The organism is Mycobacterium sp. ENV421, assembly GCF_002887815.1.
Classification (GTDB): Bacteria; Actinomycetota; Actinomycetes; order Mycobacteriales; family Mycobacteriaceae; genus Mycobacterium.
On sequence record NZ_PDHO01000013.1, the window covers coordinates 53,992 to 71,796 of the forward strand.

At 67.7% G+C, this 17,805-nt stretch carries 17 protein-coding genes and 1 pseudogene; 7 read left to right on the plus strand and 11 right to left on the minus strand.

The features are described 5' to 3' along the window. Nucleotides 1–66: 66 nt before the first annotated feature. Nucleotides 67–1,620: a methionine--tRNA ligase gene (gene metG, locus CRM90_RS16715; RefSeq protein WP_102808073.1), complete on the minus strand. Its 1,554-nt coding sequence runs from the start codon at nucleotides 1,618–1,620 to the stop codon at nucleotides 67–69. 25 nt (nucleotides 1,621–1,645) lie between these two features. On the opposite strand from metG, the gene CRM90_RS16720 reads away from it, so the two are divergent. From CRM90_RS16720 to rsmA, 3 genes are all read left to right on the plus strand, one after another. After that, nucleotides 1,646–2,482 (plus strand): TatD family hydrolase, encoded by an 837-nt coding sequence (locus CRM90_RS16720; RefSeq protein WP_102808074.1) that lies wholly within the window; start codon nucleotides 1,646–1,648, stop codon nucleotides 2,480–2,482. A 126-nt stretch (nucleotides 2,483–2,608) separates the two neighbouring features. Continuing rightward, nucleotides 2,609–3,730: a resuscitation-promoting factor gene (locus CRM90_RS16725; RefSeq protein ID WP_102808075.1), complete on the plus strand. Its 1,122-nt coding sequence runs from the start codon at nucleotides 2,609–2,611 to the stop codon at nucleotides 3,728–3,730. Next, entirely contained in the window at nucleotides 3,727–4,641 is a 915-nt protein-coding gene (gene rsmA, locus CRM90_RS16730) for a 16S rRNA (adenine(1518)-N(6)/adenine(1519)-N(6))-dimethyltransferase RsmA (RefSeq protein WP_102808076.1), read from the plus strand. Before CRM90_RS16725 ends, rsmA begins: the two co-directional genes overlap by 4 nt. On the opposite strand, the gene CRM90_RS16735 is transcribed toward rsmA, so the two are convergent. Beyond that, nucleotides 4,629–5,441: a serine/threonine-protein kinase gene (locus CRM90_RS16735; protein ID WP_102808077.1), complete on the minus strand. Its 813-nt coding sequence runs from the start codon at nucleotides 5,439–5,441 to the stop codon at nucleotides 4,629–4,631. The two genes, rsmA and CRM90_RS16735, sit on opposite strands and share 13 nt — an antisense overlap. Nucleotides 5,442–5,509: 68 nt before the next feature. Between CRM90_RS16735 and CRM90_RS16740 the strand changes: the two genes are divergently transcribed. After that, the gene (locus CRM90_RS16740; RefSeq protein WP_102808144.1) at nucleotides 5,510–6,463 is read left to right on the plus strand and encodes a 4-(cytidine 5'-diphospho)-2-C-methyl-D-erythritol kinase; all 954 of its coding nucleotides are present in this window, start codon (nucleotides 5,510–5,512) and stop codon (nucleotides 6,461–6,463) included. Between the two features lie 341 nt (nucleotides 6,464–6,804). Then, entirely contained in the window at nucleotides 6,805–8,439 is a 1,635-nt protein-coding gene (locus CRM90_RS16745) for a fatty acyl-AMP ligase (RefSeq protein ID WP_102808145.1), read from the plus strand. A gap of 4 nt (nucleotides 8,440–8,443) precedes the next feature. On the opposite strand, the gene CRM90_RS16750 is transcribed toward CRM90_RS16745, so the two are convergent. Together CRM90_RS16750 and CRM90_RS16755 are read right to left on the minus strand one after the other, a co-directional pair. Continuing rightward, nucleotides 8,444–9,049 (minus strand): O-methyltransferase, encoded by a 606-nt coding sequence (locus CRM90_RS16750; protein WP_102808146.1) that lies wholly within the window; start codon nucleotides 9,047–9,049, stop codon nucleotides 8,444–8,446. Nucleotides 9,050–9,090: 41 nt separating this feature from the next. Then, nucleotides 9,091–11,109 (minus strand): MFS transporter, encoded by a 2,019-nt coding sequence (locus tag CRM90_RS16755; protein WP_102808078.1) that lies wholly within the window; start codon nucleotides 11,107–11,109, stop codon nucleotides 9,091–9,093. Nucleotides 11,110–11,281: 172 nt separating this feature from the next. On the opposite strand from CRM90_RS16755, the gene CRM90_RS16760 reads away from it, so the two are divergent. Both CRM90_RS16760 and CRM90_RS16765 read left to right on the plus strand, forming a co-directional pair. Continuing rightward, complete coding sequence (locus tag CRM90_RS16760) at nucleotides 11,282–12,307, plus strand: epoxyqueuosine reductase (RefSeq protein WP_102808079.1); 1,026 nt, start codon at nucleotides 11,282–11,284, stop codon at nucleotides 12,305–12,307. A 30-nt stretch (nucleotides 12,308–12,337) separates the two neighbouring features. After that, a complete protein-coding gene (locus CRM90_RS16765; protein WP_353616980.1) occupies nucleotides 12,338–13,075 on the plus strand; it encodes a DUF998 domain-containing protein in 738 nt (245 codons plus the stop codon). Here the strand turns inward: CRM90_RS16765 and CRM90_RS31460 are convergent. From CRM90_RS31460 to CRM90_RS16795, 7 genes and pseudogenes are all read right to left on the minus strand, one after another. Continuing rightward, a pseudogene (locus CRM90_RS31460) lies at nucleotides 13,029–13,430 on the minus strand (DUF6611 family protein); the annotation flags it as partial. The gene CRM90_RS16765 and the pseudogene CRM90_RS31460 sit on opposite strands and share 47 nt — an antisense overlap. An 82-nt stretch (nucleotides 13,431–13,512) precedes the next feature. Next, a complete protein-coding gene (gene pth / locus CRM90_RS16770; RefSeq protein WP_102808081.1) occupies nucleotides 13,513–14,088 on the minus strand; it encodes an aminoacyl-tRNA hydrolase in 576 nt (191 codons plus the stop codon). 9 nt (nucleotides 14,089–14,097) lie between these two features. After that, nucleotides 14,098–14,757, minus strand: a complete 660-nt coding sequence (locus CRM90_RS16775) for a 50S ribosomal protein L25/general stress protein Ctc (RefSeq protein WP_102808082.1) — start codon at nucleotides 14,755–14,757, stop codon at nucleotides 14,098–14,100. 133 nt (nucleotides 14,758–14,890) lie between these two features. Further along, on the minus strand, nucleotides 14,891–15,757 hold the full coding sequence (locus CRM90_RS16780) for an oxidoreductase (protein WP_102808083.1): 867 nt from the start codon (nucleotides 15,755–15,757) through the stop codon (nucleotides 14,891–14,893). A gap of 39 nt (nucleotides 15,758–15,796) precedes the next feature. Then, entirely contained in the window at nucleotides 15,797–16,450 is a 654-nt protein-coding gene (locus CRM90_RS16785; RefSeq protein ID WP_102808084.1) for an LpqN/LpqT family lipoprotein, read from the minus strand. Next, on the minus strand, nucleotides 16,447–16,788 hold the full coding sequence (gene arsC, locus CRM90_RS16790; protein ID WP_102808085.1) for an arsenate reductase (glutaredoxin): 342 nt from the start codon (nucleotides 16,786–16,788) through the stop codon (nucleotides 16,447–16,449). The genes CRM90_RS16785 and arsC overlap by 4 nt, the downstream gene beginning before the upstream one ends. Further along, complete coding sequence (locus CRM90_RS16795) at nucleotides 16,789–17,769, minus strand: ribose-phosphate diphosphokinase (RefSeq protein WP_083121645.1); 981 nt, start codon at nucleotides 17,767–17,769, stop codon at nucleotides 16,789–16,791. Between the last annotated feature and the right edge of the window lie 36 nt (nucleotides 17,770–17,805).

The window sequence follows — 17,805 nt, forward strand, 5'->3', positions numbered from 1 at the left end:
GAGCGTGCTGACCTCGAGACACCAGGGGGCCGGTGGATGTGACGCTACGTGATGCAGCTCACAGCGTCACTCGGTCGGCTGATACCTCGGGAAGACGCCGGCCGGTGCCGGCAGTTCGGTGCCGGGCGCGATGCGTACCGCGACGGCGCCGAAGTCGCGGGCCGACTCCTCCTGCCCGAGCAGATCGAGCAGGGTGGCCGCCGATGTGGGGACGACGGGCTGCATCAGCAGCGCGGCGATCCGCACCACCTCCAGCGTCACGTAGAGCACCGTGCGGAACCGCTCCTGATCGGCCGCCGCCTCCGACTTGCGCAGCACCCAGGGTTCCTGAGCGGAGAAGTACCGGTTGGCGGCGCCGAGCATCGCCCAGATGGCCTCCAGGGCAAGGTGCATGGCCGGCACGTCGAAGTGCGCGCGCACCGTGGGGAGAAGTTCGTCGGCGAGCGCCAGCAGCTCCCGGTCGGCGTCGGTGAACTCACCAGGCTCCGGCACCCGCGCGTCGAGGTTCTTGTTGACCATCGACAGCGAGCGCTGCGCCAGGTTGCCGAACTCGTTGGCCAGGTCGGCGTTGATCCGGCCGATGATGGCGTCCTCGCTGTAGCTGCCGTCCTGCCCGAACGGCACCTCGCGCAGCAGGAAGTAGCGCACCTGATCGAGGCCGAAGGCGTCGACGAGCGCGAACGGGTCGACGACATTGCCGACGGACTTACTCATCTTCTCGCCGCTGTTGAGTAGAAAGCCGTGCACGAAAACCCTTCTGGGCAGCTCGATTCCGGCCGACATCAGGAACGCGGGCCAGTACACGGTGTGGAAGCGGATGATGTCCTTGCCGATCATGTGCAGATCGGCGGGCCAGTACTTGCGGAACGACTCGGAGTCGGTGTCGGGGAAGCCGGCGCCGGTCAGGTAGTTGGTCAGCGCGTCGACCCACACGTACATCACGTGGTCCGGGTGGCCCGGGACGGGAACCCCCCAGTCGAAGGTGGTCCGCGAGATCGACAGGTCGCGAAGGCCGCCCGAGACGAAGCTGACGACCTCATTGCGGCGGACATCGGGACCGATGAACTCCGGGTGCGCCTCGTAATGGGCCAGCAGTCGCTGCGCGTAGTTCGACAACCGGAAGAAGTAGGTCTGCTCCTCGGTCCACGTCACGGGCGTGCCGGTCTCGATGGAGTACTTGTTGCCGTCGGCGCGGGTTTCGAGTTCGTCCTCGGTGTAGAAGCGTTCGTCGCGCACCGAATACCAGCCGGAGTACGAGTCGAGATAGATGTCGCCTGCGGCATCCATCCGCTTCCAGATCTCGATCGACGCGTCGACATGGTCGGCGTCAGTGGTCCTGATGAAACGGTCGAACGACGCCCCGAGCTTTTCCTGCATCGCCTGGAACGCGTCGGAGTTGCGCCGCGCCAGCTCGGCGGTCGGGATGCCCTCGGCGGCGGCCGTCTGCGCCATCTTCAGCCCGTGCTCGTCGGTGCCGGTTAGGTAGCGCACGTCGAAACCGTCGAGCCGCTTGAAGCGGGCGATCGCGTCGGTCGCAATGTATTCGTAGGCGTGGCCGATGTGCGGCGCACCGTTGGGGTAGGCGATCGCGGTGGTCAGGTAGTACGGCGGCTTACTCATTTGGGGTTCACCCTAAAGTGTGGGCGTGGGTTCCCAGGACAAGAGGCGCGAGCCGCCGCCGCTGCCAGAGCCCTTGACGCCGCTGATCGACGCGCACACCCACCTGGACGCGTGCGGCGCCCGCACTGCGGACGACGTCCGCGCGATCATGGACCGCGCCGGCGAAGCGGGCGTGCTGGCCGCGGTGACGATCGCCGACGATCTCGATGCCGCCCGCTGGGCCGCCGAGGCGGCCGCCTGGGACCCGCGCGTCTACGCCGCGGTGGCGCTGCATCCGACCCGCGCGAACGCGCTGACCGACGACGCCCGCGCGGAGCTGGAACAACTGGCCACCCACGAGCGGGTGGTGGCGGTCGGGGAGACCGGCATGGACCTGTACTGGCCCGGCAAGCTCGACGGCTGCGCCGACCCTTCGGCTCAGCGTGAGTCCTTCGCCTGGCACATCGACCTGGCCAAGCGCACGGGTAAGCCGCTGATGATCCACAACCGCGACGCCGACGCCGAGGTGCTCGACGTGCTGCGTGCCGAGGGCGCCCCCGAGGCGGTCATCTTCCACTGCTTCTCCTCCGGGCCCGAGATGGCCAAGACCTGCGTCGCGGCGGGGTGGGTGCTCAGCCTGTCCGGCACGGTCAGCTTCCGCAACGCCCGTGACCTGCGCGAGGCGGCGGCGCTGATCCCGCCCGGGCAGCTGCTGGTCGAGACCGACGCCCCGTTCCTGACCCCACACCCCTTCCGCGGGGCGCCCAACGAGCCGTATTGCCTGCCCTACACGGTGCGCGCCCTGGCCGAGGTCGTCGGGCGCCCGGCGGAGTTGCTGGCTGAGCAGTCATCGGACACCGCGCGGCGGGTCTACGGTCTCTGAGGGTCTGTTGAGAGCGGCGGGCCCGGGTTGCTCCGGGCCGGGATGGTTCGTTACCGTCTTGTGATCAAAGGGGAGCCACATTGGCGCCCCTGTTGCTTTTTTAGTACTTAGGCAGGACCGAAACTCTTGAATGCGTTGACCAAGCTGCATCAGTCGCCGTCACCGATCCTTCGTCTCGTCGTCGCCGCAGTGCTGCTGACACTGGCCGGTGCCGGGGCGTTCGCGGTGAGCTCCCACAAGACCGTGACGCTCAACGTCGACGGTGCCCAGCTGAAGGTCAGCACGATGAAGTCGCGGGTCATCGACGTCGTCCGGGAGAACGGCTACTCCGTCGGCGAGCGCGACGACCTCTTCCCCGGCGCCAATCAGCCCGTCACAGAAGCCGAGACGATCGTGCTGCGCCGCAGCCGGCCCCTGCAGATCTCGCTGGACGGCAAGGACGCCAAGCAGGTGTGGACAACTGCGTCGACCGTGGACGAGGCGCTGGCCCAGCTGCGGATGACCGACACCGCCCCGGCGGCGGCTTCGCGTGGCAGCCGGTTGCCGCTGGAGGGCATGGCGCTTCCCGTGGTGAGCGCCAAGACGGTCCAGATCAACGACGGCGGAGTGGTGAAGACCGTGCATCTGGCCGCGCCGAATGTGGCGGGTCTGCTGGCGGCCGCGGGCGTGCCGCTGGAGCAGGCCGACTCGGTGGTGCCCGCGCCGTCCTCGCCGGTGATCGCCGGTATGCAGATCCAGGTCACCCGGATTCGCGTCGAGAAGGTCACTCAGCAGATGCCGCTGGCACCGAACGCCCAGCGGATCGAGGACCCGACGCTGAACATGAGCCGCCAGGTCGTGGAAGATCCCGGGACGCCCGGCTTGCAAGACGTAACTTTTGCTGTCGCCAAGGTCAACGGAGTGGAAACGGGCCGGCTTCCCGTTGCCAACATTGTCGTTGTGCCGGCGCGTGATTCGGTTTTGCGGGTCGGTGCGAAGCCCGGCACCGAGGTGCCTCAGGTGCTCAACGGACCCATTTGGGATGCCATTGCCAGGTGCGAAGCGGGCGGCAACTGGGCGATCAATACCGGTAACGGTTACTTCGGGGGTGTGCAATTTGATCAAAACACCTGGGAAAGAAACGGCGGACTGCGCTATGCTGAGCGAGCCGATTTGGCAACCAGAGAAGAACAAATTGCGATTGCTGAAGTAACAAGATCGCGACAAGGCTGGGGAGCGTGGCCCGTGTGTGGTAGGGGTGCATCGTGACAATTCGTTTACTCGGGCGGACAGAGATCAGAAATCTGGCCAAAGAACTCGACTTCAAGCCGCGTAAATCTCTGGGACAGAATTTCGTACACGACGCAAATACCGTGCGTCGTATTGTCTCCGCCTCCGGGATAAACAAGCACGACCACGTCCTGGAAGTCGGCCCCGGCCTCGGCTCCCTGACGCTGGCGTTGCTGGACCGCGGCGCGACGGTGAGCGCGATCGAAATCGACCCGGTGCTGGCCCAGCGTCTGCCCAAGACGGTCGCGGAGCATTCGCACAGCGAGATCCACCGGCTGACCGTGCTCAATCGCGACATCCTCGGCATCGAGCGCTCCGACCTCGTCGAGCCGCCGACCGCCGTGGTGGCCAACCTCCCGTACAACATCGCCGTGCCGGCGCTGCTGCATCTGCTGGCCGAATTCCCGTCGATCCGGACCGTGATGGTGATGGTCCAGGCCGAGGTGGCCGAGCGGCTGGCCGCCGAGCCCGGCGGCAAGGACTACGGCGTGCCCAGCGTCAAGGTCCGGTTCTTCGGCAAGGTCCGCCGCTACGGCATGGTGTCGCCGACGGTGTTCTGGCCGATTCCTCGGGTCTACTCCGGTCTGGTGCGCATCGACCGCCACGAGACCTCGCCGTGGCCGACCGAGGACGACTTCCGCGAGAGCGTGTTCGATCTGATCGATATCGCCTTCGCGCAGCGCCGCAAGACAGCCCGCAACGCCTTCCTGGAGTGGGCCGGCTCCGGCAACGAGTCCGCCGAACGTCTGCTGGCCGCCAGCATCGATCCCGCCCGCCGCGGGGAGACGCTGACGGTCGCCGACTTCGTGCGGCTGCTACAGCGCTCGGGTGACTTCACTCCTTCGACGGACTCCTCCGAAGGCCCGTCGCGGCCGGCTCAGGTGTTCTGAGCGCTTCGCACCGCTTCGGTGAGGTGATGCACCAACTCGGTGCATGACGGGTATCGCCGGTCTGGATCCTTCGCGATCGCCCTGGCCAGCACCAGGTCGAACGACCTCGTCAGCCAGGGGATCCGTGTCGACACCTCCGGCGGCGGACTGTGCACGTGCGCGTCGACCAGCGCCAGCGGATTGTCGTACGCGAACGGCGGTGCGCCGGTGAGCAATTCCAGTGCGGTGCAAGCCAGCGCGTACTCGTCGGTCGCTGCTTGGGGCAGGCGGCCCTGCAGCAGTTCGGGTGCGGCGTAGGGCAGCGAGGTCACCACCTGGGCGGGCCGGTGCCAGACGTCCTCGGCGAGGATGTGCGCGACGCCGAAGTCGATGAGAACCGCGCCGAATTCGGAAAAGTTTTGGTGCACAAGAATATTCGTGGGTTTGACGTCACTGTGCACGATGCCGTCGTGGTGGGCGTGGTCGAGGGCCGCGGCGATCTGGGCGAGCGCCGCCAGCCGGGTCGCCGGCGAGCTCAGCCCGGTGGCGTCGCCGCCCTCGACGTACTGCATGGCCATCCAGTGCCGGCCATGGTCGTAGACGGTCACGATGTGGCGGTGGCGCAGCCGGTCGGCGATGCGGTATTCGCGGGCCAGGCGGGCGATGCTCGCAGGGGTGCGGTGGTCGTCGTCGAGCACCTTCAGCGCGACCAGTTCCGGTGTCCGGCCGGCCCCGCGGGCCAGGTAGACCACCGCCTCGCCGCCGCGGCCCAGTTCCCTGTCGACGACGTAGCCCTCGAACGACTGCCCGGGGTTCGTCACGGTTCGACCCTAGAGCGCGGGTCGGTGACGGCCAGGCGAATTGCGCACGGCGCGATAGTCTCGTGGGCGTGCCCTCGTCCAACGGTTCTATCGCTGCCGAATGGGTGCCGACCGGGTCGGTGACCGTGCGCGTGCCGGGCAAGGTGAATCTGTACCTGGAGGTCGGTGACCGCCGCGCCGACGGCTATCACGAGCTCGCCACGGTCTTCCACGCGGTGTCTCTGGTCGACGAGGTGACGGTGCGCAACGCCGACGTCTTGTCCCTGCGGGTGGTCGGGGAGGGCGCCGATCAGCTGCCCGTCGACGAGACCAACATCGCCTGGCAGGCCGCCGAGCTGATGGCCGACCACATCGGGCGCGCGCCGGACGTGGAGATCACCATCGACAAGTCGATACCGGTGGCCGGTGGAATGGCCGGCGGCAGCGCCGACGCGGCGGCGGTTCTGGTCGCGATGAACAATCTGTGGGAGCTGGGCGTGCCGCGCCGCGACCTGCACGCGCTGGCCGCCGAGCTGGGAAGCGACGTCCCGTTCGCTCTGCACGGCGGCACGGCGCTGGGCACCGGTCGAGGTGAAGAGCTGGCGACGGTGTTGGCCCGCAACACATTTCACTGGGTGCTGGCCTTCGGTCAGGACGGACTGTCCACGGCGGAGGTCTATCGCGAGATCGACCGGCTCCGCGAAGCGGGTGATCCGCCGCGGCTGACCGATCCCGAGCCGCTGCTGGGAGCACTGGCCGGCGGCAACCCGCGCGAGCTGGCCCCCCTGCTGGGCAACGATCTGCAGGCCGCGGCGCTGAGCCTGAACCCGGGGCTGCGCCGGACCCTGCGCGCAGGTGCCGAAGCGGGTGCCCTGGCCGGCATCGTCTCGGGATCCGGGCCAACGTGTGCGTTCCTGTGTGAGTCGGCGTCCGCCGCGGTCGACGTGGGCACCGAACTGGCCGGCGCCGACGTGTGCCGCACCGTCCGGGTGGCCAGTGGGCCGGTCCAAGGCGCCCGGATCGTGCCCGGCCAGCCGGCCTAGCCAGATCGTCCCTGGTCGCCGACCTCCCGCCCGCCGGCGGGTGTGACGCGCTTCTCATTAGTGCGTAAAACTTGGCGGTAACTTAAGGGGAGTTTAAGATGATCGACGGTGACAACTAGCGGCTCGGTACTGCACACAGACCAATCGCCCACCCCGGTCCGGGGCGGGCGGTGGCCCGGCGGTACCGGCGCATCATCACCATTTCGATATCGAACCGCTCCCCAGTCGTACTGGCGTGCCTCCTATGCAGGGCGTTCTGGCCGGTGGAGCATGAAATACAGGGCGTTCGCTTCATCCCCAACGTCGCTGATCAGCCAGCTCCGGATGCCGAGGAGGTCGTCGTGAGCCGTTTCACCGACAAGATGTTCCACAGTGCCTTGACCAGCAGTAAGGGCATGGTCACCGGGGAACCGCACGAGCCGGTTCGGCACACGTGGCGTGAGGTGCACGAGCGGGCCCGTCGCATCGCGGGCGGCCTGGCGCAGGCCGGCATCGGCCTCGGCGACGCAGTCGGTGTGCTGGCCGGCGCCCCGGTGGAGATCGCGCCGACCGCCCAGGCGCTCTGGATGCGCGGCGCCAGCCTGACCATGCTGCACCAGCCCACTCCGCGTACCGACCTGGAGCAGTGGGCCAAGGACACCGCGACCGTCATCGACATGATCGAGGCCAAGGCCGTCATCGTCTCCGACCCGTTCCTCGTCGCGGTGCCGGTACTCGAAGAGCGCGGCGTCACGGTGCTCACGGTGGAGGCCCTGCTGGCCGCCGAGCCCGTCGACCCGGTCGAGACCTCCGAAGACGACGTCGCGCTGATGCAGTTGACGAGCGGCTCGACTGGGTCTCCCAAGGCCGTCATCATCACCCACCGCAACATCCACTCCAATGCCGAGGCGATGTTCATCGGGGCCAAGTACGACATCGAGAAAGATGTCATGGTCAGCTGGCTGCCCTGCTTCCATGACATGGGCATGGTCGGGTTCCTGACCATCCCGATGTACTTCGGTGCCGAGCTGGTCAAGGTCACGCCGATGGACTTCCTGCGCGACACCCTGCTGTGGGCCAAGCTGATCGACAAGTACAAGGGCACCATGACCGCGGCGCCGAACTTCGCGTACGCGTTGTTCGCCAAGCGCCTGCGCCGCCAGGCCAAGCCCGGCGAGTTCGACCTGTCCACGCTGCGCTTCGCCCTGTCCGGTGCCGAGCCCGTGGACCCGGCCGACGTCGAGGACCTGCTGGACGCCGGTAAGCCGTTCGGCCTCCAGCCCGAGGCGATCCTGCCGGCCTACGGCATGGCCGAGACCACACTGGCGGTCTCGTTCTCCGAGTGTGGCGCCGGGCTGGTCGTCGACGAGGTCGACGCCGATCTGCTGGCCGCACTGCGCCGCGCCGTTCCCGCCGCGAAGGGCAACACCCGCCGGCTTGCCACGCTCGGCCCGCTGCTCAAGGACCTCGAGGCGCGCATCGTCGACGAGGACGGCAACGTGTTGCCGGCCCGGGGTGTGGGCATCATCGAGCTGCGCGGTGAGTCGTTGACCCCCGGCTACATCACCATGGGCGGCTTCGTGCCCGCGCAGGACGAATGCGGCTGGTACGACACCGGTGACCTCGGCTACCTGCTCGAGAACGGTCACGTCGTGGTGTGCGGCCGGGTCAAGGACGTCATCATCATGGCCGGCCGCAACATCTACCCGACCGACATCGAGCGGGCCGCCGGACGTGTGGAAGGGGTGCGCCCCGGTTGCGCGGTCGCGGTGCGCCTGGATGCCGGGCACTCCCGCGAGACCTTCGCGGTGGCCGTCGAATCGAACGCCTGGCAGGATCCCGTCGCGGTGCGGCGCATCGAGCACGAGGTGGCACACGAAGTGGTCGCCGAGGTTGACGTGCGCCCGCGCAATGTCGTTGTGCTCGGGCCGGGCACCATTCCGAAGACGCCGTCGGGCAAGCTGCGTCGCGCCAACTCGGTCGCGCTGGTCACCTAGCCCGTCAGACCCGGCAGCTGATCTCCATCGCATCGGAGTCGCGCACCGGGAAGCTCACGCCGACAAAACCATTCGCCGGGTCGCGGATGAACTCGACGTACGGCTGCGCATCGGCGAGCCCGGTGTTGTCGGCGACCACCAGCGCTCCGCCGGTCAGCCGCGGCGCCAGCACCTCAACAACCGGGACGTACAGGTCCTTCCAGCCGTCCAGCAGGACGAACCCCACAGTCTCGTCGATGGCGGCGAGCGTCTGCGTGGCGTCGCCGGCCAGCACGGTGATCAGATCGTCCAGACCGACCTCGGCGAAGGTCTTCCTGGCGGCGTCGACCTTGGCGGCGCTGAGCTCGGTGGTCACCACCCGCCCGGTGCCGTTGTCCCGCACCGCGCTGGCCAGATGAATTGTGGAGAGCCCCAACGACGTTCCGAACTCCACCACAAGAGCGGGTCGGGTCGCACGGACGAGGGTGTAGAGCAGCAGGCCCGACTCGGGGGTCACCGGAAGATAGAAGTCGCTGAACGCGTCGGCGCGCTCCTGTGCGGTCTTCGCCGCCCGCAATTGGGCGCCGCGCTCGTGGAGTTGAGCCATCTGCCCGCTTGCTTCGGCATACATACGGTCGATGGCCGCCGCCACCTTCGGATCGCGCAGGGTGTTCACCGCGCCGAGGCTACTCCGGCTTCCTGACGAATCGGGGGCCGCTCCGGCTCCCGGTCGCCCGACCGCTGCGGGACCAGGAGGACCGGAATGGTGGTGTGGGACAGAACCGCCGCCGCGACGCTGCCCTGCAGGTGTCCGAACAGACCGCTGCGACGGTGCGGACCGAGCACGATCAGGCCGGCGTCGTGCTGATCGGCGGCGTCGACGATGCCCTTCCAGGTCGGTGCCGCCTCGATCGCCAAGCTGCACGCCTCGAATCCGGCTGCACGCGCCAGGGTGGCGCCGTGCGCGGCGGTCTGTTCGGCGGCCCGGCGTACCTCGCCGGCGCAGTCGGCGTCGAATGGCCGGTTGTCGCTCGGCGTGAAGCCCACGTCGACCGGCTGCCAGACGCAGACCACCACAGCATCACGATAGGGTGAAAGCTGTTGCGCCGCTTGACTGATCGCATACCTGGCCAGATCGGAACCGTCGTAGGCGAACAGTACCGGGCCTGCCGCGTGCGGCGGGTGACGATGCGCGACGGGCGGTGCCGAAGGCTGCGTGGCGATGGCCGGGGGTGCGGGAGGAAGGCCACGCAGACGCGCGAGCAGCGGGGGTGAGTACCACGCGGGGGAGTCACCGTCGAGGAACTCGTCGAGATCCGGTGTCTGCGGGCGGGCGCCGCTGAGCGCGTAGACGGCGACGCCGAACACCGCGCCGCCGATCGCGAGTGCGAAGCCGACCGACAGCGCGACGTTGGTGCCTTCCAGGATGTCACCGGAGTAGCGCGTCGCGAGGTGCGCGAAGATCGGGGCCACCATGAATGCTGCGACGGCGCGCAGCAATTCGATGATCGCGAATACGCGCTGCAGGCTGTTGGACCGCAGCGAGAACCCGGCGACGAACAGCGCGGGCGCGACGGTGGCGCCCAATGCCAAACCTGTCAATGTCGAACCGACCAGTGCCAGTGGCACATTCGCCGGTAGCGACGCCCGGAACACCGCGATGCCCGCGGCCAACAGGCCCATGCCGACCAGCGGCAGGAAGTGCATGGCACGACGAGTGATGACCACACCGAACACCACCGCCATGACGATCGCGCCGCCCAGCTCCGGCAGGTAGATCAGACCCACCTGAACGGGGCTGAAGTGTTGCATGAACACGGCCGCCGTCAGCGTGGTCGCCGCGATCGAGGCGGCTGCGGCGAACAGTGCGACGCCGACGCCCGCCACCGGGATCGCACTGGTCAACATCGTGCGGATGGTCAGCAGCGGCCGGTGCGCGCGGAACTGGTAGACGATCAGCGCCACGATCAGCGCCAGGCCGCCGAACATCGGTGCGGTGACGGCGAAGTCGGAGAGCTCGTGAGTGCTCAGCTGTGCCGCGCCGACGAACGCGGCCGTGCAGCCGACGGTCGCCAGCCCGATCGCCTTCAGATCGCGCGGCGCCTCCGGGTCGGCAGGCGGTGCGTCGTCGAACGTCAGCGCTGCCAGGACCAGAGCCGCCAGTGCGACGGCGGCGACGATCCAGAACAGTGGCCGCCAGGCATGCGCCTCGGCCTGCACACCCCCGAGGAACGGTCCGAGCGCGACGGCGCCGAACACGCACATGTTCATGATGACCGCGGTGTTGCGGAGCTTGTCTCGCGGAAATCCGATCGTCAGCGGCGGAGCGGCGGCGATCAGCAGCATGCTGGTCGCCAGTCCCTGCAGGACGTGGCCGGCGATGAACGCGGCGGCATTCGGTGCGGCCGCGGCGATGACCGATCCGATGACGAGGACCACGGCGTAGGCGAGCAGCATTCGGCGCTGTGGAAGATGTTGCGCGAACTGCACGGCGAGCACCGTGCCCACGGCGTAGGCCGCGTTGCCCAGACCCGAACTCAGCGCCATCGTCTGTGTCGTCATGTGCAACTGCTCGGAAATGATCGGCACGAGCGGATCCAGCGCGGCCGACAGCGCCAGGTAGGGGATCAGGGCGAGGGTGACCATGGCGGCCACGGCCGGATAGCGCCCCGCGAGCGGACCCTGGCGCATCAGCGCTGTCCTCCAGTCGCGGCTACGTGAGCGCGATGCGTGGCCGACACGGGATGCGGGGACGCGGGGAGGCAGGGCATGGCGTGAAACAACTTTACATAGGTAACAAATATTCCGCGCGACGGCGTGCGCCACATCACGCATAGCTAGGTATGTAGTACTATACCTAGCTATGCGTCCTCAACTCTCCGATCATCCAACCGTGCGGGCGGTGCGGGCCAAGCAGCGCACCACGCCGGCACCGGTGATCGACGCCGACTGGCTCCGCGGGATCTGCCTGGCCGCGGGCGCCGACGATGTGGCATTCGCCGCCGTCGACAACCCGGACCTGGCGAGCGAACGCGAGCACGTCGAGGCCGCACTGCCAGGCACGCGGAGCTACATCTCGCTGGTGGTCCGGATGAATCGGGACAACGTGCGCTCGGTCGCGCGAAGTGTGGCCAATCAGGAATTCCACCGCAGCGGGGAGATCATCAACGAGGCCGCGCACCGGATCACCCGGGCCCTCGAGGATGCCGGCCACCGGGCGTTGAACCCGTCGGCCACCTTCCCGATGGAGATGGACCGGTACCCGGGCCGGATCTGGGTGGTCGCCCACAAGCCCGTCGCGGTGGCCGCCGGACTAGGGGTGATGGGCATCCACCGCAACGTCATCCATCCCAAGTTCGGGAACTTCGTCCTGTTGGCCACGATTCTCGTTGACGCACCGGTCAGCAGTTACGGTTCACCACTGGACTATTCACCCTGCCTGGAATGCAAGCTCTGTGTCGCGGCCTGCCCGGTGGGCGCGATCAAGAAAGACGGCGAGTTCGACTTCATGGCCTGCTCGGTGCACAACTACCGCGAGTTCATGGGCGGGTTCACCGACTGGGCGCAGACCATCGCCGACAGCGAGGACGCGGCCGACTTTCGTTCGCGGGTAACCGATTCGGAGAACGCCTCGATGTGGCAGAGCCTGTCGTTCAAGGCGAACTACAAGGCGGCCTACTGCCTCGCGGTGTGCCCGGCCGGCGAGGATGTCATCGAACCCTATCTGGACGACCGCAAGGGCTTCATGGACCTGGTGTTGCGGCCGTTGCAGGAGAAGGTGGAAACCCTTTACGTGCTGCCCAATTCAGCAGCGAAGGCACATGCCGAGCGACGCTATCCGCACAAGCCGGTCAAAGTCGTCGACTCCGGGGTGCGGGGCCGCGCGTAGGCTGGTCCGATGGAGCGGGCGCTCGGCTGGATGGGGGTGTTCGGTTCCGCGTTCGCGATCGTCGCGGTGCTCGCTCTCGACGCCTCACTGGGCGGGCAACACACTCGCGGCAGACAATTGCGTGCCGCCACCATCTCCGAGTACGTGTACACCTCGGGCAGTGCGGCTTTCGTCGCTGCCGTGCTGATCCTGGCGGTCGCGTCAGCGGCATTGCTGCACGGTCTGATCCGTGCCGGACGGGTTCGGCTGCGCTCGGCAGGATCGGTGCTGATGATGCTGTGGGTGGTCGGCCTGCTGGGCGTCGTGGCGTTCCCCAAGCACAACTGGGTCACCGGTCCGAGTGCGTCGGGCACCGTACACCGGGTCGCGACGCTCCTCGCATTCGTCGCGTTGCCACTGGCGGTGTTGCTGATCGCTCGTGGCGGGGACGTCACCGCTCGAGCCGCCAGATGGCTTACTGGTGTCGGAATCGGTTGGATGGCAGTGCTGTTCGGGGCGATCGCGGTCGGTGTGGCGACTGATCGACCGTGGTGGAGGCTGATCCCACTCGGCGTGGTGGAACGAGGTATCGCCGGGTTCGAGGTGGCTGCGCTGATTGCGCTGGGGCTGTGGCTGGTGCGTGGTGAGCGCGCCGATCCTCATCCCGAGCGGCAGGCGTCATCGAGTCGAGAACGTCATAGACACCCCACCAGCGGGCCTCGTGTTCCGGCGGGGAGATCCGGCCCTCCGCCAGATCCAGGTCCGCATGGTCCAGGGCCCGCGCCATGACGCGCAGCTGTTCATACCGTTGCTCGGTCTCGTCGTGGTGCACACCCGCGACCCTGATGGCCCACAGGGTGCGCACCCGCATCCGCGTCTCACCCGCCAGCGCGAATGTGATTGCCCCGCCGGCGATATAGATCATCGTCCCGGCGACCAGCGCGGTTGCGGACATACCGACGGCCTCGCCGCCGATCTGCAGGACCAGCCACAGTGCGGCTCCCCACAGCGGCCAGGTGCGCCACGCCCGCACCATGCGTCGTTCCCACGCGGTGATACCGGGTGGGAACACCACCAGCCGATAGCGGGCGACACCGTAGCGCGCCGGGTAGGCGTCGAAAGAACCCCAGACAGAAGTGGTCACGCACTCAGGTCTACGCCCGCGCGCTATCCCCGTCGTCGGTCTATACGGAATCCTGACGCCCGCCCGGCGAACCCTTACGGATTCACCAGGCGTGCACCTGATTCTGTGCTGTCTCCAGCCCGGCCTCGATCAGCAACTCGGTCGCGTCGGCGGCCTGCTCGCAGATCGCCGGGACCTCCGTGCGCTCGGCCGCGGTGAACGGTTCCAGGACGTACGCCGCCGGATCCTTGCGTCCCGGCGGCCGGCCGACCCCGATGCGGACCCGGTGAAAGTTCTTGGTCCCCAACGCGTTGGCCAGAGACCGCAAGCCGTTGTGGCCGCCTTCGCCGCCGCCCAGTTTCAGGCGGATCCGGCCGAAGTCGATGTCGAGCTCATCGTGGATGACGATGATGTCGGCCGGCATGACCGAGTAGAACTTCGCCAACGGACCGACCTGGCGCCCCGACTCGTTCATGTAGGTGCGCGGCTTGGCCAGCACCACGGGACGATGCGCCAGCCGGCCGGTCACGACCTCCGCGCCGGAGCGCTTGTGCACCTTGAACTGTGCGCCGATGCGCCCGGCCAGCACGTCGGCCACCATGAACCCGAGGTTGTGTCGGGTCTTGGCGTACTGCGGGCCCGGGTTGCCCAGGCCGACAACCAGCAGGGGTTCGGCCACCGGGCAGTCTTACTCGGCCTCGGCCGACTCGCCCTCGGCGGCTTCGGCTGCCTCGGCGGCGTCGGCGGCCTGCTCCTCGATCGACTCGCCGCCACCCTCGGACTCGAGCTCCTCGGCGGTCGGGGCGGTCACGATGTTGACGACCAGCAGTTCGGGATCGCTGATCAGCGTCACGCCCTCGGGCAGCTCGACCTGGCCTGCGGTGATCTGGGTGCCTTCCTCGGCGCCCTCGATCGACACGACCAGCTGCTGCGGGATCGACATGGCGTCGGCCTCGATCTCGATGGTGTTGGCGTCCTGGGTGACCAGGGCGCCCGGGGCGGCGTCGCCCTCGAGGGTGATGTTGACCTCGACGGTCACCTTCTCGCCGCGGCGAACCACGATGAGATCGGCGTGCTGGATGCTCCGCCGGATCGGGTGCACGGAGAGGGCCTTGGTCAGCGCCAGCTGTTCCTTGCCCTCGACGTCGAGGGTCAGCACCGCGTTGGTGCCGTGCTTGCGCAGGACGGCGGCGAAGTCGTGGGCGTTGAGCTCGAGGTGCTGGGGCTCGGTGCCGTGGCCGTAGAGCACGACGGGAACCTTGCCGTCGCGGCGGGCCTGGCGCGAGGCGCCCTTGCCGGTCTTGTCCCGCACGCCGGCGGTGAGGTTGTTGGTGGCGTTCTTGGCCATGAGGGGTGCTCCTGTTGCCTGTCGTGGGTCATCCGCACGGCTAAGGCAGGCACCGATAAAAGGAAGCCTCGTCGATAACGGTGGCTGGACCACCCTCGCCGTGACGCGGCCCCCAGGGTAGCCGATCAGGGGTTCAGAGCGGAAATTCGATGCCGGTGAGCTGCTCGGACAGCCGCCAGAGCCCGGCGGCGGTGGTCTGGTTGCGGGCCAGCGGGCTGCGCGGTGATTGGCCGGTCGGTCCGCGCATGGCGAACCTGGGCCCGATGAAGCTGTTGCCGGGCAGGTTCTCGGCAGCCGCGTACAGGGTCTGGCGGGCGCCGAAGTCGGCGCTGGTGGCGAACACGGCGTTGCCGGCGTCCCAGATCCGGGTGCCCATCCGGTTGCCGGTGTGGCCCTGCAGGTTGGTCGCCGAGTAGCCGGGGTGGGCGGCGTGCGACTTCAGCGGGGATCCGGCGGCGTCGAGGTGCTTCTGCAGCTCACTGGTGAACAGCAGGTTGGCGAGCTTGGACTGGCCGTAGGCCAGCCACGCGGAATACGGCCGGGCCTTCCAGTTCAGGTCCTTCAGGCTGATCTTGCCCAGCAGGTGCATGAACGACGAGACCGTGACGACCCGGTCGGTCACTTTGGGCAGCAGCAGGTTGGTCAGCGCGAAGTGGCCCAGGTGGTTGGTGCCGATCTGGCTCTCGAATCCGTCCTTGGTGACGGCGTAGGGGACAGCCATGATCCCGGCGTTGTTGATCAGGACGTCGACGCGCTGGACGCCTGCGGCGAAGTCGCTGATCGAGCCCAGGTCCTGGAGGTCGAGGCTGCGCACCTCGACGTCGCCGGTCATGGTGGCGGCGGCTTCCGCACCCTTGGCCGCGTTGCGGCAGGCCAGAATGGTGTGCGCGCCGACGCGCGCCAGCTCGCGCGCGGTGATCAGCCCCAACCCGCTGTTGGCTCCGGTGACGATGACGGTGCGCCCGGCGAACGACGGCAAATCTGCGGCGGTCCAACTCATGGGAGTCACTCTAGGGGGACCCGGCTCAGCGGGCTGACGCTACTTCTTGAGGGCGACGTTGAACCCGGAGATGATCGCCTCGACATCGGTGGACGCCGCCGCGGCCTGATCGGCCAGCGTCGTCACCGTCAGCTGCACCAGGTAGCGCTGGAACGCGGGCGCCGGAGTCACCGGGATCACCACGCGGTTGTAGGAGTGCAGTCGCTTGCCGTTGAGGTCGTAGCTGCCCTCGATCATCGAGGACGGGAAACCCCTGAAGTCAGCGGAGGATGCGTTGAGTTTGGTGAAGTTCTGCGACATCTCGGCATCGGCGCTGGCGTGCTTGAGCGCCTCGCCCACGTCGAAGTTGCCGGTCAGCTTGAACACGATCACCATCGCCGTCGGATAGGTGTTGTTCTTCGCGATGACTTCGGTGCCCGGCGAGAAGTTCGAGTTGTCGTACTTGGTCCAGCCCGGCGGCCGCGGCAGCGTGACGGTGATGTCGGTGAGCTTGTCCAGCGGAATCTGCTCGCCGATCACGCCGACGCCGTAGAGGTATTCGGCGATCGGCTGCGGTTTGCCCGAGGTGGTCGGAGCAGCCGTGGTGGTGGTCGCCGGTGTGCTCCAGATCGAGGAGTAGTCCGGCGGCGTCGACCCGCACGCCGCCACGGTCGTGGCCAGCGCGATGCACAGGACTGCGCTACCGGCCCTCACAGAATGTCGTGCACCGATTCGATCGGCCGGGCCAACCGGGTGCCTTTGTCGGTCACCACGAACGGGCGCTCGATGAGGATCGGGTTGGCCGCCATGGCATCCAGCAACTCGTCATCGCTGGCGTCGGCGAGATTCAGTTCGTTGTAAAGGGATTCACGCTTGCGTACGGCGGCGCGAACGCCGATGCCGGCGTCGGCGATCAGCTTCGCGATCTCGGCGCGCGACGGCGGTGTCTTCAGATACTCGACGATCTCCGGCGCAAGTCCGTTGTCGCGCAGCAGATCCAGGGTCTTGCGGGAGGTGCTGCAGCGGGGATTGTGATAGATGGTGCTTGACAACTATGCGTCCCCATCGAAAAGGCCTGTCACCGAACCATTTTCGAAGACCGCGCGGATGGTGCTGGCCAGCAGTGGGGCGATCGAGAGCACCGTCAGCTGCGGGAATCGCTTGGACTCGTCGATCGGCAGCGTGTTGGTGACGATCACTTCGCGGGCACCGCTGTCGGCCAGTCGCTCGCGGGCCGGGTCGGACAGCACGCCATGGGTGGCGGCGATGATGACGTCCTTGGCGCCGTCGTCGTGCAGCAGCTTGACCGCGCCGGCGATGGTGCCACCGGTGTCGATCATGTCGTCGGTGAGCACACAGGTCTTGCCGGCCACGTCACCGACGACCCGGTTGGACTTCACCTGGTTGGGCACCTTCGGGTCGCGGGTCTTGTGGATGAACGCCAGCGGTGTGCCGCCCAAGGCGTCGGCCCACTTCTCGGCCACCCGCACGCGGCCCGAGTCCGGCGAGACCACGACGACGTTCTCGCAGTTGTAGTTGTCCCGGATGTAGCCGGTCAGCAGCGGCTGGGCTCGCATGTGATCGACCGGCCCGTCGAAGAAGCCCTGGATCTGGTCGGTGTGCAGGTCCACGGTGACGATGCGGTCGGCGCCCGCCGTCTTGTAGAGGTCGGCGACCAGCCGGGCGGAGATGGGTTCACGGCCGCGGTGCTTCTTGTCCTGGCGGGCGTAGGGATAGAACGGCAGGATCGCGGTGATTCGCTTGGCGCTGCCGCGCTTGAGCGCGTCGATCATGATCAGCTGTTCCATCAGCCACTTGTTCAGCGGCGCGGGATGGGACTGCAGGACGAAAGCGTCGCAGCCACGAACCGATTCGTCGAAGCGGACGAAGATCTCACCGTTGGCGAAATCGCGTGCGGTCTGCGCGGTGACCTGGACGTCGAGCTCTTTGGCGACCTGATCCGCCAGCTCCGGGTGCGCGCGACCCGAGAAGAGCATCAGATTTTTGCGGTTGTCGGTCCAGTCCGTGCCCACTGTGTGCTGCCCTTGCCGGTCGGGGATCGATACGGG

Bases quoted from the DNA above. Each gene is read 5' to 3' on its own strand.
- metG (WP_102808073.1), bottom strand. From the start codon at position 1,620: ATGAGTAAGCCGCCGTACTACCTGACCACCGCGATCGCCTACCCCAAC.
- CRM90_RS16750 (WP_102808146.1), bottom strand. From the start codon at position 9,049: ATGTATGCCGAAGCAAGCGGGCAGATGGCTCAACTCCACGAGCGCGGC.
- CRM90_RS16755 (WP_102808078.1), bottom strand. From the start codon at position 11,109: ATGCGCCAGGGTCCGCTCGCGGGGCGCTATCCGGCCGTGGCCGCCATG.
- CRM90_RS16760 (WP_102808079.1), top strand. From the start codon at position 11,282: ATGCGTCCTCAACTCTCCGATCATCCAACCGTGCGGGCGGTGCGGGCC.
- CRM90_RS16765 (WP_353616980.1), top strand. From the start codon at position 12,338: ATGGGGGTGTTCGGTTCCGCGTTCGCGATCGTCGCGGTGCTCGCTCTC.
- CRM90_RS16775 (WP_102808082.1), bottom strand. From the start codon at position 14,757: ATGGCCAAGAACGCCACCAACAACCTCACCGCCGGCGTGCGGGACAAG.
- CRM90_RS16780 (WP_102808083.1), bottom strand. From the start codon at position 15,757: ATGAGTTGGACCGCCGCAGATTTGCCGTCGTTCGCCGGGCGCACCGTC.